At 72.8% G+C, this 20,423-nt stretch carries 19 protein-coding genes; 5 read left to right on the top strand and 14 right to left on the bottom strand.

Features of this window, described 5'->3' with window-relative positions:
* Nucleotides 1–105: 105 nt before the first annotated feature.
* Complete coding sequence (locus AB0G52_RS31100) at nucleotides 106–750, top strand: hypothetical protein (protein WP_361340821.1); 645 nt, start codon at nucleotides 106–108, stop codon at nucleotides 748–750.
* Here AB0G52_RS31100 and AB0G52_RS31095 read toward each other — a convergent pair.
* Both AB0G52_RS31095 and AB0G52_RS31090 read right to left on the bottom strand, forming a co-directional pair.
* Entirely contained in the window at nucleotides 722–2,443 is a 1,722-nt protein-coding gene (locus AB0G52_RS31095; RefSeq protein WP_361340818.1) for an endo-1,4-beta-xylanase, read from the bottom strand. The genes AB0G52_RS31100 and AB0G52_RS31095 overlap by 29 nt on opposite strands.
* A gap of 74 nt (nucleotides 2,444–2,517) precedes the next feature.
* Nucleotides 2,518–4,212 carry a PE-PGRS family protein gene (locus AB0G52_RS31090; RefSeq protein ID WP_361340816.1) on the bottom strand — a complete coding sequence of 565 codons (1,695 nt, stop codon included), beginning with the start codon at nucleotides 4,210–4,212 and terminating at the stop codon, nucleotides 2,518–2,520.
* Between the two features lie 407 nt (nucleotides 4,213–4,619).
* Between AB0G52_RS31090 and AB0G52_RS31085 the strand changes: the two genes are divergently transcribed.
* The gene (locus tag AB0G52_RS31085; RefSeq protein ID WP_361340813.1) at nucleotides 4,620–5,423 is read left to right on the top strand and encodes an aminoglycoside 3'-phosphotransferase; all 804 of its coding nucleotides are present in this window, start codon (nucleotides 4,620–4,622) and stop codon (nucleotides 5,421–5,423) included.
* A 34-nt stretch (nucleotides 5,424–5,457) separates the two neighbouring features.
* Here AB0G52_RS31085 and AB0G52_RS31080 read toward each other — a convergent pair whose 3' ends face one another.
* The 9 genes from AB0G52_RS31080 to AB0G52_RS31040 all read right to left on the bottom strand — a co-directional run bounded on the left by AB0G52_RS31080 (nucleotide 5,458) and on the right by AB0G52_RS31040 (nucleotide 14,696).
* On the bottom strand, nucleotides 5,458–5,838 hold the full coding sequence (locus AB0G52_RS31080) for a toxin Doc (protein ID WP_132890845.1): 381 nt from the start codon (nucleotides 5,836–5,838) through the stop codon (nucleotides 5,458–5,460).
* Nucleotides 5,838–6,077, bottom strand: a complete 240-nt coding sequence (locus tag AB0G52_RS31075) for a hypothetical protein (protein ID WP_046727032.1) — start codon at nucleotides 6,075–6,077, stop codon at nucleotides 5,838–5,840. The genes AB0G52_RS31080 and AB0G52_RS31075 overlap by 1 nt, the downstream gene beginning before the upstream one ends.
* A gap of 57 nt (nucleotides 6,078–6,134) precedes the next feature.
* Nucleotides 6,135–7,046: a DJ-1/PfpI family protein gene (locus AB0G52_RS31070; RefSeq protein ID WP_361340809.1), complete on the bottom strand. Its 912-nt coding sequence runs from the start codon at nucleotides 7,044–7,046 to the stop codon at nucleotides 6,135–6,137.
* Nucleotides 7,047–7,056: 10 nt separating this feature from the next.
* Nucleotides 7,057–7,656 carry an isochorismatase family protein gene (locus AB0G52_RS31065; RefSeq protein WP_132890843.1) on the bottom strand — a complete coding sequence of 200 codons (600 nt, stop codon included), beginning with the start codon at nucleotides 7,654–7,656 and terminating at the stop codon, nucleotides 7,057–7,059.
* Between the two features lie 40 nt (nucleotides 7,657–7,696).
* Nucleotides 7,697–8,140 (bottom strand): helix-turn-helix transcriptional regulator, encoded by a 444-nt coding sequence (locus tag AB0G52_RS31060; protein ID WP_132890842.1) that lies wholly within the window; start codon nucleotides 8,138–8,140, stop codon nucleotides 7,697–7,699.
* Between the two features lie 374 nt (nucleotides 8,141–8,514).
* Nucleotides 8,515–10,176, bottom strand: a complete 1,662-nt coding sequence (locus tag AB0G52_RS31055; protein WP_361340805.1) for a beta-1,3-glucanase family protein — start codon at nucleotides 10,174–10,176, stop codon at nucleotides 8,515–8,517.
* A gap of 160 nt (nucleotides 10,177–10,336) precedes the next feature.
* Nucleotides 10,337–11,329, bottom strand: a complete 993-nt coding sequence (locus AB0G52_RS31050) for a PP2C family protein-serine/threonine phosphatase (protein WP_132890921.1) — start codon at nucleotides 11,327–11,329, stop codon at nucleotides 10,337–10,339.
* Between the two features lie 229 nt (nucleotides 11,330–11,558).
* Nucleotides 11,559–12,146 (bottom strand): hypothetical protein, encoded by a 588-nt coding sequence (locus AB0G52_RS31045; RefSeq protein ID WP_132890840.1) that lies wholly within the window; start codon nucleotides 12,144–12,146, stop codon nucleotides 11,559–11,561.
* 279 nt (nucleotides 12,147–12,425) lie between these two features.
* Nucleotides 12,426–14,696, bottom strand: coding sequence for a M4 family metallopeptidase (locus AB0G52_RS31040; protein WP_361340802.1), 2,271 nt, complete (start codon nucleotides 14,694–14,696; stop codon nucleotides 12,426–12,428).
* A gap of 464 nt (nucleotides 14,697–15,160) precedes the next feature.
* Here AB0G52_RS31040 and AB0G52_RS31035 point away from each other — a divergent pair, with 464 nt between their 5' ends.
* From AB0G52_RS31035 to AB0G52_RS31025, 3 genes are all read left to right on the top strand, one after another.
* Nucleotides 15,161–16,369 (top strand): phospholipase D-like domain-containing protein, encoded by a 1,209-nt coding sequence (locus AB0G52_RS31035; RefSeq protein ID WP_165939446.1) that lies wholly within the window; start codon nucleotides 15,161–15,163, stop codon nucleotides 16,367–16,369.
* Between the two features lie 73 nt (nucleotides 16,370–16,442).
* A complete protein-coding gene (locus tag AB0G52_RS31030; RefSeq protein ID WP_132890838.1) occupies nucleotides 16,443–16,778 on the top strand; it encodes an STAS domain-containing protein in 336 nt (111 codons plus the stop codon).
* A gap of 108 nt (nucleotides 16,779–16,886) precedes the next feature.
* Nucleotides 16,887–17,336 carry an ATP-binding protein gene (locus tag AB0G52_RS31025; protein WP_132890837.1) on the top strand — a complete coding sequence of 150 codons (450 nt, stop codon included), beginning with the start codon at nucleotides 16,887–16,889 and terminating at the stop codon, nucleotides 17,334–17,336.
* Here AB0G52_RS31025 and AB0G52_RS31020 read toward each other — a convergent pair.
* From AB0G52_RS31020 to AB0G52_RS31010, 3 genes are read right to left on the bottom strand one after another with little or no spacing between them, the layout of a single operon-like run.
* Nucleotides 17,333–17,677, bottom strand: a complete 345-nt coding sequence (locus AB0G52_RS31020) for an STAS domain-containing protein (protein ID WP_361340797.1) — start codon at nucleotides 17,675–17,677, stop codon at nucleotides 17,333–17,335. The genes AB0G52_RS31025 and AB0G52_RS31020 overlap by 4 nt on opposite strands.
* Nucleotides 17,670–18,761 carry a B12-binding domain-containing protein gene (locus AB0G52_RS31015; RefSeq protein ID WP_361340794.1) on the bottom strand — a complete coding sequence of 364 codons (1,092 nt, stop codon included), beginning with the start codon at nucleotides 18,759–18,761 and terminating at the stop codon, nucleotides 17,670–17,672. The genes AB0G52_RS31020 and AB0G52_RS31015 overlap by 8 nt, the downstream gene beginning before the upstream one ends.
* On the bottom strand, nucleotides 18,758–20,401 hold the full coding sequence (locus tag AB0G52_RS31010; RefSeq protein WP_132890919.1) for a PP2C family protein-serine/threonine phosphatase: 1,644 nt from the start codon (nucleotides 20,399–20,401) through the stop codon (nucleotides 18,758–18,760). The genes AB0G52_RS31015 and AB0G52_RS31010 overlap by 4 nt, the downstream gene beginning before the upstream one ends.
* Nucleotides 20,402–20,423: the final 22 nt, after the last annotated feature.

The raw sequence follows: 20,423 nt of genomic DNA, 5'->3' as shown, positions 1-20,423 counted from the left end.
AGCAGGCCCCCGGGCCGCCGGGCGGTCGACGCGAGCTGGATCGATGCGGGCCGTTCGACGCGGAAGAGGCTCACGTAGAGCGCCGGGCCACTCAGGGAGACGCGCATGAGTCGCGCCAGACGCAGAACTCGTCACACCGTCCGCGGACGGGGCACCGCCACGCGCGAGGGCATCGTCCACGCCACCGCCGCCCGGCCGGCCTCCGCGACCGGGCCCTGCGGCGACAGCGACCAGACCGCGTCGCCGGCGACACCGGCCACGGCCTCCTCGGCCGAGCCGGTACCGGCTGGGTCCGGGCGTGCCGAGTCCTCTCCCGTCGGCGCCGCCGGGCTCGTCCCGGAGACGGAGACGGACAGGACGGGCAACCCTGCGCAGCCGGTGGCGACCGGCACGGTTCCGCCTGGCACGGGACGGCGTTGCTCACCCGAGCCGCGGCCGCGTAGCGTGCGGGCGCGCATATCCGCGGTCGGACGCCGGTCCGTCGCGCGGACGGGCGTCCTGGTCGTCGGTGGCCTCGGCGCGGCCACCGCCGTCACCTCGACCGCCGCCTGGGGCATGGCCACGCTCATCGCCCCCGGCGCCCTGCCGCGACCGGGCATCTGGCTGACCGTCTCGGCGACGGTCATCGTGCTCGAAGTCGTCCTGGGCTCCTGTCTGACGGCTCTGGTCGGCTGCCTGTACAACCTGACCGCCCCGTACGACGGCGGTGTCGAGATCTCTCTCACCGACGACCAGAGTCAGAACGGCTGAGGGCGTCGCGCAGGGCCCAGTACGCGGGTTTCGCCTCGTAGGAAGCGTCCCAGGGCAGGGCGTCGCCCGGACTCGGCGGATAGTGACGGATGTCGGCCGTCGAACCGTACCGGTCGGTGAAGCCCCAGGTGGAGAAGGAAGTGCAGTTGGGCTCCTCTCGGCAGACGGCGAGTTTCCCCGCGAACTGGCGGGCCTGGACGTCCTCCTCGCCCACGCCGACGAGAACGTCCATCTCCGAGACCCGGGCCTTCAGGCCGAGCCGGGCCAGCGCCCGTACCTTGCGGCGGAAGACCTCGGGGTCGGTGCGGTCGCCGGGGGCGTACTCGTGGTTCTGGAAACCGACACCGTCGATCGGAACTCCGCGTTCCATGAGCCGGATCAGCAGTGCGTGCAGCGCGTCCCAGCGTGGTCCGTCCTCCTCCACGCCGTACTCGTTGAGGTAGAGGACCGCGTGCGGGTCGGCCTCCCGGGCCGTGCGGAAGGCGATGTCGATGTAGCGCTCGCCCATCGCCTCGAACCAGAGGTGCGGCCGTAGACCGAGGTTGTCGTTGGTGTAGTCCTCGTCCTCGTCGGACATGGGCTCGTTCACCACGTCCCATTCCGCCACCCTGCCCCGGAAGTGGCCCGCGACGGCCCGGATGTGCTCCGTCATCACGCGTCGGCGGTCCGCGTGCGTCATCTCGGCGCGCATCCACGAGGGCAGCGCCTCGAACCAGACGAGTGTGTGCGCGTGCACCTGCATGTCGTTGGCCGCGGCGAAGTCGACCAGGCTGTCGCCCTCCTGGAAGGCGAACACCCCACGTCGCGGCTGGACGAACTGGGGCTTGAAGTCGTTCTCCGGCGTGAGCAGGGAGAACTCCTCGCCCGCCGTCTCGCGGTAGTCGCTGTCGGTCAGCAAGGGGCCCGCGGCCAGGGCGGTCCCGATGCGGATCGGGCGGTCGAGGTCCGCCGCCAGGTCCCGCAACGCGTCGGTGGACCGGGGCACTTCCAGGGCGGGGGCGTCCTGGACGGACATCCGGCCGCGGCCGAGTGGCATCGCGCGGAGTCCGCCGAGTGTCCACCCGTCTCCGTCGCCCTGGGCGTCCGCGCCGAACCAGATCCGGCCACGGCCGAAGACGTCCCGCCCCGGAACGGAGCCCACGGCCTTCCCGTCGGCCTCCAGCACCAGCCTGCTCCCCCGTACCTCCACGGCGAGGCGGACCTCGTCCCCGAAGTCCCGGCCGAAGGCACGGGTCACGGCGGGCCGGTCGGAGTCCCCGTCCCAGCGGTCGAACCGGATCCGGCCGCCGGCCACCCCGATCCGGGCACCGCGCCGTTCCTGACGCCACTCGTCGTACACGACGGGTGTCTCGCCGTAGAGATGCAGGTACGCGTCCGTGCCCGCCGGGCGGGTCAGGAGCGCCTCGATCCGGAGGTCGCCCCGGAACACGAGGTGGGGGCCGCGCAGGTTCACCGGCGGGTTCGGCTGGCCGCCGCTGCCGTCCTGGCGTGTGATGCGCCGGTCCAGGCGGGTGATGCGCACTCCCGCCCGTGTCGGTACCGCGCCCGCGAAGTGGGCCCAGTCCCGGCCTTCGAGCAGATCCGTCGCCGGTCCCCGGGCGGGCACGGAACCACCGGTGCAGGACGTCGAGGCCCCGGCGAGCAGGGCGCCCGCGGCGGCGAGGACGGCGCGCCTGTCCACCCGCACGGCCATCGCCACTCCTCCCTCACGGCCCGCTCCCCGGCAGCGGGCGCGGGCCTGGTGTTGCTACGGCTACGGCTACGGAGCTACGGCTTCGGGCGGGGTCCGACGAGGCCTTCGTAGAGGGCTCGGCGTTCCTTCGAACCGTCCTCGGTCTCGGCGAGGGCCTTGTCCCAGTCCTGTTTGACCTCGTCCAGGTAGGCACGCCAGTCGCCGCCGTGGGCGGCTCCCATCTCCCGCAGGTCGACGAAGCGTTCGTTCTTCCCGAGACCGCCGGATCCCACCTTGTCGCCCTTGTGTCCGTGCAGCACGGACTCCGGGTTCGAGGTGGCCTCGGTGGAACGGAAGTCGTGCTCGTACCCGACCGGGCTGTCGGCGTGCGGTTTGATGGTCTCGATGCCGATCTGGAGCGAGCCGTCCCGGTCCATGGTGGGGCGGTGGTAGACCAGCAGGACGTGTCCGTAGGAGCCGTTCGGCAGGACCATGTCGCCGTTCCAGTCCTTGGAGCCGAGGCCACCGCCGGAGAAGTCCTGCCCCCAGAGCCTGGGGCTGGCGGCGCCGACCGCGAGTTTGTTGGCGGCGGACGCCAGGATGCCGCCCTTCTCCTTGAACGTGCCCGGCTGGTCGCCCTTGTTGGCTCCGATGGAGGTGCGGTGGGTGGCGAAGTCGCGCTTCGAGACGTCCTCGGCGGTCTCGCCCTTGGTGGCGTCCTTGGTGACGCCCAGGAAGTGGGGGAGCCAGTAGGCCGGTTCGTCCTTGGAACTCAGCGCCGGGATACGGACGTTGACACGGCCTCCGTGCGCCAGCGCGCGGATGACGTCCTGCTCGTAGTTCACCTGGTGCTTGCCCTGCGCGGGGTCGTAGAGCTTCAGCCCGTTGCGCAGGATCAGGAGGATCTTCGTGAGCATCTCGCGGGCCCTGCCGTCCTTGCGGACGTAGTCGGGCGCCTTCTCCTTGCCGCCCTTGCCGACCGGGCTGCCCTCCTCCGGGATGGCGCCGCCGTGCCGGCGCTCGGGGGCCATGCCGGCCGGATACAGGGAGTCGACGGCGGTTTCCCGGATCTGCTGGTCGCGCTCGGCCTCCAGGAGCCTGCGTTCGTCGGCCGAGGTGCCCGGTGCCTGGGTCAGCATGAACCGGCCGAGCGTGTAGTCCGGGCTGATCGGCGGCGTGGCCGCCTCGCGGACGGCCGGGTGGTTCGCGCGGACGGCCAGGGTCGCGGTGAGGACGCGTTTGCCCGCGCTCAGTTGCAACCAGTCCTTGAAGCCCCCCTTGAGGTACGCCTCCGCCTCGGCGTAGGTGCCGATGCCCACGGACTTGAGCCACTTCGGGTTGACGTCGGAGAGCTGCCTGATGTCGTCCAGGTCCTGCTCGTTGAACGCCTCGCCGCGCAGCACGCGGCGGTCCAGGGTCTTGCGCAGCCGGGTGGGGCCCTCGACCAGCCACTGTTCGGGCCACCAGGTGCCCGGCGCGAAGACGTTCCGTTTCGACTTCGTCTGGACGGTGTGCAGTTCGATCGAACTGCTCAGCCTGGCGATGATCTCCTTGCCCGACTGGCCGGTGTCCGCGGCCTGTTCGGCTTCCTCGGTGGCGGTCTGTTCGTTCGCGGCCGGGGCTCCCGCGCGTTGGACGGTCGTCGCACCGGGCCGGGTGTGCTCGTGCTCGGCGACGCGCTGCAGGTGCTGTATCCAGGCGCCGCTCAGGTCGGCAGGCGGTGACGCCGCACGCGGGGTTTGCTGCCCTCGTGCACCAGGGTGGTGGTGATCCCGCGCGACCGAGCGCATGGACGGTCCTCCTCGCCGAGCTTCCCGTTGCCGAGCTCTCTGTTCTAGATCAGCGGGGCGGCACCACGGAAGGTACGCAGGGGCAGACCACGGTGCCTATCGGTCCTCCTCCGAGGGCGTCCGGCCTCTCGCCAACATCCTGACGACGGCCGTGTTTCCGGCCGTCCGCTGCAACGAGGCGAGACGCGCGGCGGCGGCGCTGTCGGGCGGGGCCGACACCACCCGGCTCCCGCGCCGCCGCGTCCCGGCTCCGGTTCCGGTTCCGGCAGGGTCGTCGGCCGCACCCGTCCCGGTGTTCACGTGCCGCCCCCGTTCCGTTCTCGTCCCACGGGGCGCCACTCGCACACCCTCCGCGGTTCTCCTGGGGTTCAACCTACCGAGGACGGGCGGTGCGTGAGAATGGGCGGATGGTCGCACAGTCGCCCCAGGGCCCCGTCGAAGTCCCGCCGGCCGTCACCGAACACGCCGCGGGGCGGCCGACACGGGCCGTGTGGCGGAACGAGCGCGGCGGGCTGACGTTCCAGATCGGCGTGGGCGACGGACGGGAGTTCGTGAAGTGGACGCCGGCCGGCAACGGCATCGACCTCGGGGCCGAGGTGGCGCGCCTGCGCTGGGCGGCGCGGTTCACCGTGGTGCCGTCCGTGCTCGACGCGGGCGCCGACGCCACCGGGTCCTGGATCGTCACCCGCGGCCTGCCCGGACGCTCGGCGGTGGACGACCGCTGGAAGCGCGACCCCGGTACGGCGGTCCGCGCGATCGGTGCCGGTCTGCGCGCGCTGCACGACGCGCTGCCCGTCGCGCACTGCCCGTTCACGTGGGCGGCGGAGACGCGCCTGGCGGCAGTACGGTCCCGCGCGGCGGCCGGCCTGCTCGATCCGGCGGACCGGCACCCCGATCTCCGGCACGTCGGCACCGTCGAGCGTGCGCTCGGGATGCTCGCCGACATTCCCCCGGTCGACCGGCTCGTGGTCTGCCACGGCGACGCCTGTGCTCCCAACACGCTGGTCGGCGACGACGGCCTGTGCACCGGCCACGTCGACCTCGGCACGCTCGGTACCGCCGACCGCTGGGCGGATCTCGCCGTCGCCACGTGGAGCACGCGGTGGAACTACGGTCCCGGCTGGGAGGAGCCGCTGCTCGAAGCCTACGGGGTCGAGGCGGACCGGGAACGGACCGCGTACTACCGGCTGTTGTGGGACCTGTCGGAGTGACCGCCGCTTCGTCGCGGGTCACCCGGGCACCCGGTCACAGCTTCCAGCCGCGCAGCCGGTCGGCGACGTCCTGGACGCCGATGCGGGTGTCGCGGACCTTGCGGACCAGGTCGGGCAGCGCGCCGTAGGGCGGATCTATGCCCTCGCCGGCCTGCGCCATGTACTGGGCCGCGATGAACGCGGCGTACAGGCTGTTGCGGTGCGGCAGCGGCTCCAGGCGGACGATCGTGTGCAGGAGCGCCGCGGCTCGCCACGCCGTGTCCGGGTCGGCCGCCGCCAGGGTGGGCAGCCGGGTCCTGTGCCGGGCGACGGCGGCCACCAGCGCCGAGTAGTCGGAGACGCTCAGGTCGTCGTGGCCGAGCGCGCTCTCCTGGACGTCCAGCAGCCAGGAGACGTCGATGTAGAGGGGAGGCATCAGGCGGCGGCAGCCCCGTCGCCGCGCTCGGCGGGTGGCACCTCGTCGGGGAAGGCCTCGTCGAACTCCCCGCGCAGCCGGTCGGCCCATTCGGTCGCCCCGGCGACGAACCGCTTGCGCTGCATCTCGCGGACTCCGAGGTCGTGGAGGTACTGCTTGAGGCTCTTGCCCTCCGCGGCGGCCGCGGCCCGGACACCCTCGAGTTCCTCGTCGGTGAAAGAGACGTTCAGGGAAGGCATGACAGCGATGGTACCTACTAGGTGCCTGACGGGAAAGCGCCCGCGGTGGCCCGGCCGTCAGTACCGGCGCGCTCGCAGGCGGCGCAGCATACGAGGGTCCTCGAAGCCGACCGCGCGGGCGGCGGCGTCGACGGTGGCGCCGTGGCTGATGAGGTGTTCGGCGCGTTCCAGGCGGAGGGTCTGCTGGTAGCGCAGCGGGGTGAGGCCGCCGGTGGCACGGGTGAAGAGACGGGTGAGGGTGCGTTCGCTCACGCCCACCGTCGCGGCCAGCGCGGACAGCGGCAGCGGCCGGTCGAAGCGGGCGTCGAGCAGGTCCTGGACGTGGTGCACGGTGTCGTCGAGGTGGGAACGGTACCTGAGCATGGCGCTGGCCTGTGGTTCATGGCCGTTGCGCCGCGCGTAGACGACCATGTCCCTGGCCACCTGCGCGGCGACGGCGGGGCCGTGCCGGGTGGCGACCAGGTGCAGGGCCAGGTCGATGCCGCTGGCGATGCCGGCCGAGGTGACCACCCGGTCGTCGGCGGTGTACAGCACGTCCCGCACGACCGTCGCCCTCGGGTAGCGGCGTGCCAGTTCGTCCTGCACGTCGTGGTGGGTGGTGCAGCGGCGACCGTCGAGCAGGCCGGCCCGGCCGAGCGCCTCGGCTCCCGCGCACACGCTGGCGACGGTCCCGCCGCCGGCGTGGTGGTCCCTGAGCGCCTTCAGGGAGTCCGCGCCGAGGTCGGGGCTGCCGGCCAGGGTGCGCCCCCGCCAGCCGGGCACCACGATCAGGTCGTCGGGGCCGAGGTCCGGCCAGTCGAGCCCGGCCACCAGGGGCAGCCCCTGGGCGCTGCGCACCTGCGGCTGTCCGGCGACGTAGCCGAGGGTGTAGGGCTGCCCGAAGTCGCAGGCCGTGGAGAAGACCTGCGCGGGGCCCGCCAGGTCCAGCAGATGGACCCCGGGCAGCAGGAGGAAGACGACGTGGCTCACGATCCGGTCATCATGCCCCGGGTTCGGCCGAGGACTCCAGTTGTCCGACGGTGGCGATGGTGGCGAAGCGTCCGGCGAGGGCGTACTCGGTGCGCCTGATGATCTCTTCGGCGCTCAGGGTACGGGGGTCCGCCAGCAGTTCGGCGACGCTCCGGTCGGCGGGGGCGTCGCGGTGGGCGATGGGGTTGGTCGCGGTGGCGTCGACGACGAAGGTGACGGAGTAGCCGAGGTCGCTCGCGACGCGGGTGGTGGTCTCGACGCACTGCTCGGTCCGGATGCCGCAGACCGTGAGGTCCCGGATGCCGCGCTCGGTGAGGAGCTGTTGCAGGTTGGTGGTGGTGAAGGCGTTGTGCGAGGTCTTGTGCAGGAGCGGTTCGGCGTCCAGGCGCCGCAACTCCTCCATCAGCCGGACGTGGCCGAGGGCGGGGTCGAAGACGTCGCCGCTGCCGGGCTCGGAGTGCAGCACCCACACCACCAGGTCGCCCGCCCGGCGGGCCAGCCGGACCAGTCGGTCGACCTGGTGGGCGATCTTCGGGTCGGAGATGGTCTCCCACAGCGGCCGGGCGCGGAAGGATTCCTGGACGTCGATGACGATCAAGGCTCGGGTCATGCCCCCAGCCTGACCGGTGGGGTCACCGGGGCGACAGGCCTCATCGGGTCCCGGTGCGGACCGATCCGGTCACGGGGGCGGCTCCCGGTGCAGCGGGCTGTCCGGTGGCCCTGGCCAGTTGGTGCAGGGTGAGGTCGAGTACGCGCAGCAGAGCCGCCGTCTGCCGGCCGTCACCGGTCCAGCTGTGCGTCTCCTCGGCCCGCTCGTACGCGGCCGGTTCCATTCCCACGGAGCGGGCGACCTTCGCCGCGGTGAGCCGACGCGCGAGACGGTGCTCTCTCAGGGTGCGCGGGTCCTGGATTTCCATCAGGTCCGTGGTCCGGCACCAGAGGACGTCCGCGAGGACGAACAACTCGTCCTCGGTGGGGCGGTACTCGCCGACCTCCCACGCGTGGATCACCGAGATGTCGACGGGAACCCCGCAGGCGTTCATCTGTTCCGTCACCTGCTGGGGCGACAACCCGAGGCTCTGTCTGGCCGACATGGCGACGACGGGTGAGAACGGCGGTCGGTGCACTGGCCGGCCCTTCCTGTTGCTGGTGGCGGGGACCGTGTCCGCTGGCACGATCCCGAGCAGAGTCTCGCCGCGGGCGGGCGCGGCCGCGACGGGATGACCGCACTCCTGCGCGCTCGTCCCTCACACCTGCCTTCGCGGCCGGTTCGAAGGCCCCTCTCCGCGGCCCCGGGGGACACGCGGCTGCAGTTCTCCGGGGCAGCGCGGAAGAACCCGCCGCTCTCCTCCACGCTGACGCCCCGACGCCCCGTCCTGCCGGGCACGGCTACCGGCGGGCGGGGCGCACCGCGGCCTCGGCCTCGGCCTCGGCAACGACCTCGGCAACGACCGGCTAAACCCCTTGATCAGCTGGTGAAGGTGAACCAGTTGATGTTGGTGAAGTCCGAACTGCTCCCCGCGAAGACCAGGTAGACGTCGTGGACGCCGGTGGCGGGGGCGACGATGTTCGCGGGGACCGTCTGCCAGTTCTGCCAGCCGCCGTTGTTGGCGAAGTCGATCTCGGCGATCTTCGTGCCACCGGTGCTGTCGAGGCGCACCTGTACGGCGCCGCTGACACCGGAGGCGGCGCCCGACGCCAGCCGGGCCTTGAACTGGTTCGGCGAGACCGAGCCGAAGTCGACGGAGGGGTACTTGAGCCAGTCGCCGTTCGAGAGGTAGCCCACGTCGCTGCCTCCGCCCGTGTCGGAGCAGCTCTCGGTCGAGGTTCCGCTCTGCGCCGAGTAGGACTCGGCCTGGATGGTGCTGTACGCGCTGACGGTGCCCGAGCCCGGGCTGCCCGGTCCGCCGCCCGCGCCGGCACCGGCGCCCAGGGTGACGGTCCACGAGGTGGGCGCGCCGTCCTGGAGGTGGCCGTCCACCGGGGCGGAGCCGGTGGGGCCGACGTCGTCGTAGGGGAAGGCGTAGCCGATGGTGGCGTACTGGTGGACGAGCCGCGCGTAGTGGTTGGTGATCGCGTCCTGGTAGTACTGGGCGGGAGCCACGCCGTCGGGCTGGTTGTTCCCGCCCGGGACCAGCAGGGAGCTGCGGTTGAGCGCGGCGGCCAGCCGGGCGGCGATCGCCCCGCGGGCGTCCGGCCCCGAGTTGTAGAGGGGACCGGAGGCGCAGCCGAAGATGTCGGCGGCGCTCGGCCTGGTGAACGGCACACCGTGGGTGTCGAGGCCGGCGAAGACGATGGCCCCGCCGGAGACGGTCCCGGTGTAGGAGCCGATCGCGCCCTGGCCGTTGACGGTCAGCGGGGTGGCCGCGTAGTGGCTCCAGACCCGGTTCAGGTAGTCGTCCCAGTAGCCGCCGAAGTCGACCGGTGAGTGCGCGGGTGACAGGACGCGCAGGACGGCGCCGGAGGAGTCGGTGACCACCAGTCGGTCCCAGGGCGCTCCGTCGGAGGCGTGCTGGGCGCGCAGGCCGGAGGCGATGGCGGCGAGGGCGCCCGAGGGCAGGGGGCTGACCGACTGGTTGCCGCCGCTGCCGGTGCTGGCCATCGAGACGGGCAGCGCGACCATGTCGACGTAGGAGATGTTGGCGTAGAGGTTGGCGCTGTTGAAGGTGAACTCGCAGAACGTCCAGTTGGTGGCCCAGTTGGGGTCGGAGCTGACCAGGGCGGGCTGCACCAGGCCGGGTACGGTCCCCGGGTTGACGAAGAACTGGAGTTTCTGCCCGACCGAGAACCACACCCGGCCGCCTATGACGTGGTCGGCCAGGTTGACGGTGGTGGCGGCCGAACCGGAGGCGCCCAGGGGGATGGAGTGGTCGGCGACGGGGGTCACCGTGGACGACGGGTTGGGCAGCCGGATCAGGGCGCCGTTCGCGGCGACGAAGACGGGCCAGCCGGTGCTGTCGGAGCCGGTGATGTAGGCGTAGACGGTGTCGTGACCGGAGTTGTTCGCCAGTTTCACGGGGAGTGGGACGCCCGCTGCCGCCGCGGTGGCGGCGCGGGACGAGAGCGGGGTGAGCACGGCCGCCGCGGCGGCGGTACCGGCGGCGGTCAGGAGGGTACGTCGGGAAACCACAGGTCCTCCCGCGGACATGGGGGGCCGTCAGGAACGTGACGGTTGGAGGGTGGTGCGCCGGGTGGGGTCCGGTGGGGGGACGTTATTGGACTGGACCAATGCGGTCAAGGGTTTCGGCGTCCCGCGGCGGCCGCGGCCCGGCGGATCGGCCGGGCGAGCCTCACCGGTAGCGGAGCAGCAGCATGGCGGCGTCGTCCTGGAGCGGGCCGTTCATGTGCTGGAGGAGGTCCTGGCGGAGGGTTTCCAGGGCGGCCTCGGGGTCCTGCTCCTTGAGCAGGTGGGCGCGTTCGGCCAGCGGGTAGAAGCGTCCGTCCCGGTCCCGCGCCTCGATGATGCCGTCGGTGTAGAGCAGCAGTTGGTCGCCCGGCAGGAAACTCGCCCGGTAGGGCTGTGGTCCTGCGACGCCGGGCGCGCCGAGACCCAGCGGCAGTGCGTGGGTCTCCGGTTCGGGCAGGTCGACCGTGCCGTCGTCGCGGACCAGCATCGGCGCGGGATGGCCGAAGTTGAGGAAGGTCACCTGGTGGGCGCTGACCTCGGCGAGCACGGCGGTGACGAACCGCTCGCCGTCCAGTTGCCGGTCGACGGAGCGGGCCAGCCTGCTGCCGACCTCCTCCAGATCCGCCTCGTCGAGCGCCGCCTCACGGAACGCGCCGAGGACCAGCGCCGCCGTCTCCACCGCCTCAAGCCCCTTGCCCTGGACGTCCCCGACGATCACCCGCACGCCCTGCGGCGCGGCGACGACCTCGTACAGGTCTCCGCCGATCCGGGCCTCGGCCACGGCGGACGTGTAGGAGACGGCCGCCCGCAGCCGCCCGGCGAGCTTGGGCACGGGCTTGAGCAGGACCCGCTGCGCGGCCTCCGCGATCGACCGGACGCTTTCGAGTTCGGCCTCCCGCTTGCGGCGCATGGACACGGCCACCAGTCCGGCGACGGTGACCCCCAGGACGGAGCCGACGGCCATGGCTCCGCGCCGCATGTCGGTCAGGTCGTCGACCCAGCCGAGTGCGACGCACAGCAGCAGGGAGAGTCCGCCGACGCACGCGGTGCGCTTCCAGCCGCCCACGAGGGGGGCGAAGGCGGGTCCCACCGAGACCAGCGGCAGGAAGCCCAGTGACGGGCCGGCCACCACGTCCGCCACGGCGACCGCGCCCATGACCGCGAACGGCAGCACGGACAACACCTGGGACCGACGGCTCTGTTGGCGGCTCTGTGCGGACACGTCTGCGAAACCCTCCCCCGGTGACCGGACCGGCACGGCGCATCATCGCAGACGTACCCGCCGTTCCCCGTGAATAGGCGAGGGACCGGCGGGCGGGCACCACCGCGGTACGAACCGGACGAGTGTGCGGCGCGCCGACCGCCCGGACCGTGCCGGGCCCGGGTCAGCGGCCCTCGCCCCGGGGCCGGCCTCGGGACGGGCGGGGTGCCCGCCGCGGGCGTCGCGCGGGCCGGGGCCCGTCGTCGGACGGCCCGGCGGCGAGCGACGAGAAACCGCCGGGGATCCCCGGCCGCGCGGCGGCGGGCGGCGGCTGCTGCTGCTCGGCGGGCCGCCCGGCGGCGGTACGGCTCGGCCGCTGGGCGCGGGCGAGGACGCTGATGTGCGGAAGGACCCGGGCGCACGCCTCGCAGATCTCCTCCAGCGTCCAGACCCGCCCGACGGCCGGATCGTGCTGGAGGACCAGCGCCACACCGCCCGCGCACTGCGTCCTGGTGTCCGGGTGGGCCTCGCACTGCTGTGCGCCGCAGTGGCAGCGGGCGTTGGGCCGGACGGTGGCCGCCCTCGCGTGCGCGGCGGCGTGCCCGGCGGCGAACGCGCGCAGCGCCGCGAGGTCCTTGGAACGCGGCGGCATCCGGCAGGCCGCGGTGCTGCAGGTCACGGTGGCCGTCCGGTCGGCGTGTCCGGTCAGGCGGACCGTCCAGACCCGCCCGGGGACGCGCTCCGTGGGTGATTCGCTGTACGCAGTCGTCACGTGCGTCCGTTCTGGTTGATCGACGAAGACCCTCCACTATGTGCTACCCGGCCGGGGGAAGGACAGCACGTTTCCGCGGCGATCCGTTCCACGGACGCTGCGCAGGCGCCCGCTCCCGCCCGGGCGCCGCGCCCGACGGGCCGCCCGCCGTTCCCCCTGAAGAGGGACGCGCCGAACGCGGGATCCGGCGCGTAGACGTCGTCGTCCACCGAACGGGCGGGGAGGCGTCGGCCCGCGCCTGCGCGGGCCGACGCGTACGACCGGTGGAGCCGGGCGGGCTCAGGGCACGAGCCGCCACTGTTCGATGTAGCCGACGTCGATCGCGGCCCGGTCCTGGACACGGAGCTTCCAGGTCCCGGACAGGGGTTGCGCGGAGGCGTCGACGGTGAAGGTCTGGTCGACGTCGTCGGCGGACCCGCCGCTCCGGTTGAGCAGGGAGTAGGCGGTTCCGTCGGGGCCGACGAGGTCGACGGTCAGGTCACCGCGGTAGGTGTGGACGATCTTGACGTAGACCTGGGTGGTGGCGGAGGCGTTGCCGGTGCGTCCGGTGACGGTGACCGGGGACTCCACCGCGGGGCCGTTGTCGGGAATGTCGACACGGGTGGCGTTGGCGTAGACGTAGGCGATCCGCCAGGAGAAGCGCCGGGTGGCCGAGGCGCCGGTGGCGTCGGTCACCGTGACGGTGACGTCGCTGGTCCCCAGGGTGGTGGGAGTGCCGGACATCAGGCCCGTGTCGCTGATCGTGATGCCGTCCGGCAGACCGGTCGCGCGGTAGGTCAGCCCGGCGCCGGAGTTGGTCGTGTAGGCGTCCGCCTGGAGGGACACCGTCTGCCCGATGCCGCTGATCTGGTCGGCGATCGGGGTCACGTTGACGCCGAGCGCGATCCGGTTGCCCACGTCGACCGCCGCCCACGCGTCGGCCACGGCGAGGTAGGAGGGGCTGTAGGCGCCGAACAGGTCGGCCGCCGCCTGGAGGGTGGCCGTACGGGCGCCCGCGTAGTCGGTGTTGGACGTCATGTAGGTGGTGAGGGCGCGGTACCAGACGCGCTGGGCGTTCTCGATGCCGATGCCGGTCACCGGCCGGCCGTCGTAGGTGGGGCTGTCGTACGCGACGCCGTTCACGGTCTTCGCGCCGCTGCCCTCGGAGAGCAGGTAGAAGAAGTGGTTGGCCGGGCCCGAGGAGTAGTGGACGTCGAGTCCGCCCAGGGACGGGCTCCAGTTGTCGCTGGACGCGCCGTCCTTGGAGGGCTTGTCCATGTAACGCAGCGGTGTGCCGTCGCCGTTGATGTCGATCTGCTCGCCGACCAGGTAGTCCGGGACGTCGGCGGGCAGGTTCTCGTAGAACTCGACCGCGGCGGCGAAGATGTCCGAGGTCGCCTCGTTCAGGCCGCCCGACTCCCCCGAGTAGGTGAGACCCGCGGTGGCGGCGGTGACGCCGTGGCTCATCTCGTGCGCGGCGACGTCGAGCGCGGTGAGCGGGTGGGTGTTGCCCGCGCCGTCCCCGTAGGTCATGCAGAAGCAGCTGTCCTGCCAGAAGGCGTTGACGTAGTTGTTGCCGTAGTGGGCGCGGCTGTAGGCGGCCACGCCGTCGTTGCGGATGCCGTTGCGGCCGAAGACGTTCTTGTAGAAGTCCCAGGTGGCCGCGGCGCCGAAGGCGACGTCGACGCCGGCGGTCTGCCGGTTGGCCGGGGTGCCGTCGCCCCAGACATCGTTGTCGTCGGTGAAGAGGGTGCCGGTGCCGGAGGTGCCCTGGTTCAGGTCGTAGGTGCGGTGGCCCGCCCGGTCGCCGTCGACCAGTTGGTAGGTGGAGCCGGACAGCGTGGTGCCGAGGGGCACGGTTCCGTTGAACTGGCCGGTGCCGGTGCCGGTTTCGACGCCCTGGTACTGGAAGAGCGGTGTGCCGGAGACCGCGTCGGTGATCACGTGGAGTTCGCTGGGCGTGCCGTCGTCCTGGAAGCCGCCGACCACGGACTCCCAGGCCAGGGCGGGCTTTCCGGAGGCCGCCCAGACCACGAGCCGGGGGCTGCCGTCGAGCGCCCGGTGCCCGGCGCCCGCCTTCGCGGCCGCGCCGAGTGCGCGGGCCCTCGCCGCGGCCGGGGATATCCGCGCCTTGGTGGACGGGACCGAGAGGGCCGCCCGCGAAGCCCGGGAGACGGTCAGGCGGCCGGCGCTGTCGTGGACCACCAGGTCGCCGCCGAGGACGGGCAGGCCGGCGTAGGTGCGTTCGTAACGGGTGTGGGTGGTGCCGTCGGCGTCCCGGGCGACGTCCTTGACGACGAGCCTCTCGTCGGCGCCCAGGCCGAGGGTCCTCGCGGTGTCCGGGGCGTCGGCCGCGGCGCTCCTGAGCAGGGCCGTGCGCCCGGCCGGGGAGAGTGGGGCGGGGGCCGCGCCGGCCCGGGGCGCGGCGTGGACGGCGGCGGGGCCGGGTTCGCCGGCCGCGGCCAGGGCGGTGCCGGTCTGGAGTCCGGCCGCGAGCAGGGTGGTTGCCGCGGTCAGCGCCAGGGTGGCGCGGTGTCTGGTCCGACGGTGGTGACGGTCCTGCCGGAACATGGCGTTCTCCTTCTGTGGGGTGGTCGGGCTCGGTGGAGCCCGGGAGAGCGGGGCGGCTGGGTCGAGCCGTCCGGCGGCGCGCGGGTGAAGGGAGGAACGGGTGGAGCCGGAAGAGGCACGGTGCGACGGGCTGCCGTCTGCGCTGCCGTGCGGTGAGGTGGGGGCAGGGTGTGGGTGTTTCGTGAGGCTTCCGTGGGTTCACGGTGAAGACTCGGAGAGCAGACTGACACCCGGCGTTCGATGTTGTCATGACCGCACCATGACAACGGCTGGAACTGGCGGTTGCGCGCCCGGTCTTCACCCTCCGCGTCGGCCGCCGGGCCGGCCCGCGTCCCGCGCGTGCCCGCTGCGCGACGGGCGTCACGGCGACGGCTGGAGTACGGCGGTTCCGTCCGGGCATCCGGTTGTTCGGGCTCGTCCGGCAGCCCGTGTCCTTCTGTCTTCCGGCCCCTGGGGGAATCGGCGTGATACTCGACGGCATACCGGCACCCCCGGCGCGCGCCGCCGCGCCCGACGTGGCGGCGCGCAAGCAGCGCCTGCGCCGCCGCCTGGAGCGGCTGATCGGTGTCGCCGCCACCGAGGGCAACGACCTGACGCCCCTGCGCAACGGCGACGAGATCTTCCCCGCGATGCTCGGCGCGATCCGCTCGGCCCGGCACACCATCGACCTGATGACGTTCGTGTACTGGCGCGGGCAGATCGCCCACGACTTCGCCGCCGCCCTCGCCGAGCGGGCCCGCGCCGGGGTGCGGGTACGGCTGCTGCTCGACGGTTTCGGCGCCAAGGAGATCGAACAGCGGTTGCTGGACCTCATGGGCGACGCGGGCGTGCAGGTGGCCTGGTTCCGCAAACCCGTGTGGCTGTCGCCCTTCAAACAGAACCACCGCTGCCACCGCAAGGCTCTCGTCGTCGACGAGGAGACCGCTTTCACCGGTGGCGTCGGCATCGCGGAGGAATGGTGCGGCGACGCCCGCAACCCCGCCGAGTGGCGCGACACCCACGTCCGGGTCCGCGGTCCGGCCGTGGACGGCATCGCGGCCGCGTTCGCACAGAACTGGGCGGAGTGCCATGACGACCTCTTCGACGAGCACGACCGCTTCACCGCGCACGCGGGAACCGGCTCGTCGGTCGTGCAGGTCGTCCGCGGTTCCGCGAGCATCGGCTGGCAGGACATGCAGACCCTCATCCGGGTCATGCTCACCTCGGCCGAGGAGCGCTTCCGGCTGGCCACCGCCTACTTCGCGCCCGATCCCTACTTCATCGGCCTGCTGTGCGAGACCGCCCGGCGCGGGGTGCGGGTGGAGATCCTGCTGCCCGGCCCCCACACCGACCAGCGCGCCTGCCAACTGGCGGGTCAGCACCACTACACACGTCTGCTGCGGGCCGGTGTCCACATCCGCCAGTACCAGCCGACCATGATGCACGCCAAGATCATCACCGTGGACTCGGTCGCCTCCCTCATCGGGTCGACCAACTTCAACCGCAGGTCCATGAACCACGACGAAGAGGTCATGCTCGCCGTCCTGGACGAGGAGTTCACCGCCGCGCTCGACCGCGACTACGAGGCGGACCTGAGACACAGTGTGGAGATCGACCTGACCCGATGGAGACGCCGGGCGCTGCTGCAACGCGCCAAAGAGGCCGCGGTCACCCCGGTCCGGCGGTTCCTGTGAGCGGCCCCGCCGCCCGCCGTATCCGCCACGCATCGGCTTGGCAGCGCAAACGACCAGGTGACACGATGGCCCCATGCCCGCGGCCCACGCCATGAACGTCCACGTCAGCCAGCACGACCAGGCTCTGCTCGTCGTCCTGCGCGGAGAGCTGGACCACGACGACACGGAAGCCGTCGAAGGCGCCTGGGAAGCCGCCGACCGCGCGGCACTGGCCACGACGGTGGTGGATCTCGCTCAGGTCACCTTCGCCGACAGCATGCTGCTCAACGCGCTCCTCGAAGGCCGGCGCCGACACCACACGGCCGGCCGCGTGTTCGTCCTGCGCGGCCCGCTCCCCCTGCCGGTGCGCCGGCTGCTGTCCATCAGCGGCACCCTCGGACACTTCACGGTCCTGGACCCGGACCCCTGAGCAGCAGCGGGACACCGGTCAACCCCATCAGCACGGCCACCGCGGGCCGACGAGAACAGCGCACCCCCACCCGCCGACAGGAAGTCGAACGCACCGCACGGGAACTCTATGGTCACCCCCCTTGGAAACCACGCCACGGACGAGCCTGTCCCGGCAGCGCCGTCACAGTACGGCGTCGCCTGGGGCAGCGAAGGCACCTCCATCGCTCACGCGCGGCACGCCGTGCGCACGCTGCTCGTCGGGGCAGGACACCCCGCGGACCGCCAACCGGCCCTGGACGCGCAGCTCGTGGTCAGCGAACTCGTCACCAACGCCCTTCGCCACGCGCCCGGACCCGGCCGGCTCCTGCTGGAACTGCTCCCGGAGCACGGCCTGCTGCGGATCACCGTCCACGACCGCTCACCGCGGCGACCACGCCCGCTCGACCCCGACCCGCACCGCGTCGGAGGACACGGCCTGCACCTGGTCACCCGGATCTGCGAGCGGTTCCAGACGGTGCTCCTCGACGACGGCAAGCAGGTCACGGCCGAACTGCGCCTGCACCGGGAGGAAACCTAGCCGCTCGCGCCCGCGGTGAGGTGGTCCAGGACGTTGGTCAGGCGCAGCACGCGCTCCAGGACCTCCGGCCGGTTGTCCAGGCGGAGCGTGGCGCCGACGGCGCTGCTGCGGCGGTGGACCATCAGCAGGGCGGCCAGGCCCGTGGGGTCGATCCAGGTCAGGCCGTGGAAGTCGACACGCACCTCATGGGGTGGCGCGCCGCCGGCCGTCAGGTGCTCGACGACTATGTCGATCAGGTCGTCGCCCGTGTCGTAGTCGAGTTCGCCGCAGACCCGCACGGACAGCGTGGCGGGTTCGCGGACGACGGTGACGGCGAACTCAGTGGGCCGGGAATCAGTCATGTGCGGGTGCCGAGGTCGGGGACAGAACGGTGGGGCGGCCGCGCAGCGCGGCGCCGCCCGCCTCGATGAGGCCGACGGCGCGGGGAAACTCGCGCAGTTGGCCGACGAGGACGTCGAGGGCCGCCAGCACGGAGCGGGCGGTCACGTGCCGGGCCTCCAGGATGCCGGCGGTCCAGGTGAGGAACGAGGTGAACAGCTCGGGGTCGTCGACGTAGAGGGCGGTGGCCAGGAAGTCGACGATGTGGGTGAGGTCCTCCGCGGTGCGCTCGCGCTGTACGTCGTCGTAGCCGCGCACGGCCGGGAAGCGGGTCTCCAGGCCGGTCAGGGTCTGCCTGACGAGCTCGGAGCGGGACCGGACGACCATCGTGTACTCCTGGTCGGCCAGGTGCGGCAGGTCGTCCGCCACCTGTCGGATCGCCGCCGGACGGGACCTGGGCAGGCCCGACGCGAGCACCTCGGCCGCCCCGCGCGCGTCGGCCGCCCACCGGTCGGCACCGAGCGCCCGCGCGTAGCGGCCGTCCGCGCCGAAGGCGAGGCCACCGACCAGGACGCGGACACCGAGGGCCTGGCAGGCGGTGACGGCGGCGTGCGCGGCCGGCAGGTGGGTGGGGATCGAGCCGGACAGCAGGACGGCGTCGGGGCCGGTGTGGTGCAGGTGGGCCACCAGGTGCGGCGTCGGGGTCTGGGCGCCCAGGTAGTCGACCCGCCAGCCGCGGAGGTGGAGCACCTCGGCGACGAGCCGGGCGGGGAAGGCGTGCCATTCACCGTCGATGCAGCTGACCGTCACCCGGCCCCGGTGCGGCAGTCGCCGCTCGCGGGCCGGCCGACGGTGCGCGAGGGAGGCGATCACCCGTTCGTTGATGGCGGTGGCGGCGTGTTCCTGGGCCACCGTGATGCGGTCGGCGGCCCACTCGGACCCGACTCTCGCCTGGACGGGCGCGATCACGTCGAGCAGCAGCGTCTCCTCGGCCACGCCGTCGGCCACCGCCGCGTGGACGATGTCGGCGGCCCCGTGCTCGTCGCCGTCGACCACCGCCTGCCACAGCCGGTCCGTCAGCTCGGCCGCCGCGGTGGGCTCTCTCACGTACTCCTCCTGCTGTACCGCCTGTCCGTCCGATTGTCCGTCCGCCCGTCGTCGGCCGCAGGCGGGCCGTCCCGGGGAACCCTGATGACGACGGCGGCCATGTCGTCGTGGCGGCCGGCGCCCAGCCACTGGGCGGCCAGCATCTGCACCCGTTCCACGACCGCTTCGGCCGGCAGTCCCGCGCATTCGGCCAGGGCCCGCCGCAGCCGGTGGTCACCGAAGAACTCGTCGCCGAGCGGGCCGCCGCGCGCCTCGGTGATGCCGTCGGTGTAGAGCAGACACGTCTCGCCGGGTTCCAGCACCGTCTGGACCGTGTCCGCCGTGACGGCCGGCAGCGCGCCGACCAGGGTGCCGTGCGTGGCCACTTCCTCCACCGTGCCGTCGGCCCGGACGATCAGCGGCGGCAGGTGCCCGGCGCTGGTCAGCCGGAGCCGGACCCGGTCGCCCTGGCGGCGGACCGAGGCGAGCACCAGCGTGGCGAAACGGGTGTGGTGGGAGGAGAGCAGGGCGCCGTTGAGCAGGTCGAGCACCCGCTGGTGGTCGTCGGTCAGCGGCAGCAGCGCGTGCAGCGTGTTGCGGATCTTGCCGGTGAGCACCGCCGCGTCCAGGCCCTTGCCCGCGACGTCCCCGAGGACGACGAGGGTGTCCTTGGAGGGGTCGGAGCCCGGGTGGACGTCGTAGAAGTCCCCGCCGACCCGCTCGTGGTCCTTGGCCGCGCGGTAGCCGCCGGCGTACTCGACGCCGTGCACGCTGCGGAGCGTCGGCGGCAGCAGCTCGCGCATCAAGGTGGCGGTCACCGCGGCCTGTTCGCCGTAGAGGCGGGCGGCGGACAGGGCCGCGCCGGCCCGGGCGGCGAAGAGGCGGGCGAAGACCTCCTCCCCCTCGGTGAAGGACTGCTCGGTGCTGGACCGCAGCAGGATCAGCGCCCCTGCGGGTACGCCGTGACCGGGGAGCGGGGTGACGATCACCGAGCCGAGCGGGCCGGGGAAGCCGTCCGGGGTGACCCAGTCGGGAATGTCGGCGGGGTCGATCCAGCGGGCCGACACGGGCGGGAAGCCCTGGAGGGCCTCGGCCAGGCCCGGCACCGCGGTCACGTCGACCTGCCGGGTGGCCCGGGTGACGGGACCGCCGCGGTTCGCGAACGTCAGCGCGTGGCGCCGTCCTTGGGGCGGCGCGACGACGACGGCGGCGTCGGCCAGATGCGCGGCGGCCAGGGACGCCGACGCGTCCATGCAGCGTGGCACGTTCAGCGTGGACAGCAGGGTGCTGGAGACCTCGGACAGGATCTCGGTCCGCGTCCTCGTGTCGGTCAGCGCGGCCTCGGCCACTCGCCGGTCCGTGTCGTCCACCAGCCACCACACGACGTCACCGCCGCCGGCCGCGGTCGGATGCCCCTCGAAGTGACGACCGTTGATACGTCCGTTCGGCAGGCCGGCGTCCGTACCGCTCCCCTCCGTCCCCGCGTCGCCCAGGCGTGCGTGGGCACCGGAGAGCCAGGCGGGAACCCGCTCGTCCAACCGGTCGCCCCCGGCCGCACCGGGCAGGAGTATCCGCGCGGCCTCGTTGCAGTCGACGAGAACGCCGTGCTGGTCGACGACCAGGACCGGGTAGGGAGCCTCGGTCCAGGTCGCACCGACCACGTGGCCGGCATCGGGCGGACGG

It is taken from the genome of Streptomyces sp. NPDC021562, assembly GCF_040640875.1.
Lineage (GTDB): Bacteria > Actinomycetota > Actinomycetes > Streptomycetales > Streptomycetaceae > Streptomyces.
This window is presented reverse-complemented; position numbering and strand designations above follow the sequence as displayed.

What these genes read in the sequence shown, in the direction of transcription:
- AB0G52_RS31100 (WP_361340821.1), top strand. Translation starts at nt 106, where the DNA reads ATGAGTCGCGCCAGACGCAGAACTCGTCACACCGTCCGCGGACGGGGC.
- AB0G52_RS31095 (WP_361340818.1), bottom strand. Translation starts at nt 2,443, where the DNA reads ATGGCCGTGCGGGTGGACAGGCGCGCCGTCCTCGCCGCCGCGGGCGCC.
- AB0G52_RS31090 (WP_361340816.1), bottom strand. Translation starts at nt 4,212, where the DNA reads ATGCGCTCGGTCGCGCGGGATCACCACCACCCTGGTGCACGAGGGCAG.
- AB0G52_RS31085 (WP_361340813.1), top strand. Translation starts at nt 4,620, where the DNA reads ATGGTCGCACAGTCGCCCCAGGGCCCCGTCGAAGTCCCGCCGGCCGTC.
- AB0G52_RS31080 (WP_132890845.1), bottom strand. Translation starts at nt 5,838, where the DNA reads ATGCCTCCCCTCTACATCGACGTCTCCTGGCTGCTGGACGTCCAGGAG.
- AB0G52_RS31075 (WP_046727032.1), bottom strand. Translation starts at nt 6,077, where the DNA reads ATGCCTTCCCTGAACGTCTCTTTCACCGACGAGGAACTCGAGGGTGTC.
- AB0G52_RS31065 (WP_132890843.1), bottom strand. Translation starts at nt 7,656, where the DNA reads ATGACCCGAGCCTTGATCGTCATCGACGTCCAGGAATCCTTCCGCGCC.
- AB0G52_RS31060 (WP_132890842.1), bottom strand. Translation starts at nt 8,140, where the DNA reads ATGTCGGCCAGACAGAGCCTCGGGTTGTCGCCCCAGCAGGTGACGGAA.
- AB0G52_RS31050 (WP_132890921.1), bottom strand. Translation starts at nt 11,329, where the DNA reads ATGGGCGCGGTCGCCGTGGCGGACGTGGTGGCCGGCCCGTCACTGGGC.
- AB0G52_RS31040 (WP_361340802.1), bottom strand. Translation starts at nt 14,696, where the DNA reads ATGTTCCGGCAGGACCGTCACCACCGTCGGACCAGACACCGCGCCACC.
- AB0G52_RS31030 (WP_132890838.1), top strand. Translation starts at nt 16,443, where the DNA reads ATGCCCGCGGCCCACGCCATGAACGTCCACGTCAGCCAGCACGACCAG.
- AB0G52_RS31025 (WP_132890837.1), top strand. Translation starts at nt 16,887, where the DNA reads ATGGTCACCCCCCTTGGAAACCACGCCACGGACGAGCCTGTCCCGGCA.
- AB0G52_RS31020 (WP_361340797.1), bottom strand. Translation starts at nt 17,677, where the DNA reads ATGACTGATTCCCGGCCCACTGAGTTCGCCGTCACCGTCGTCCGCGAA.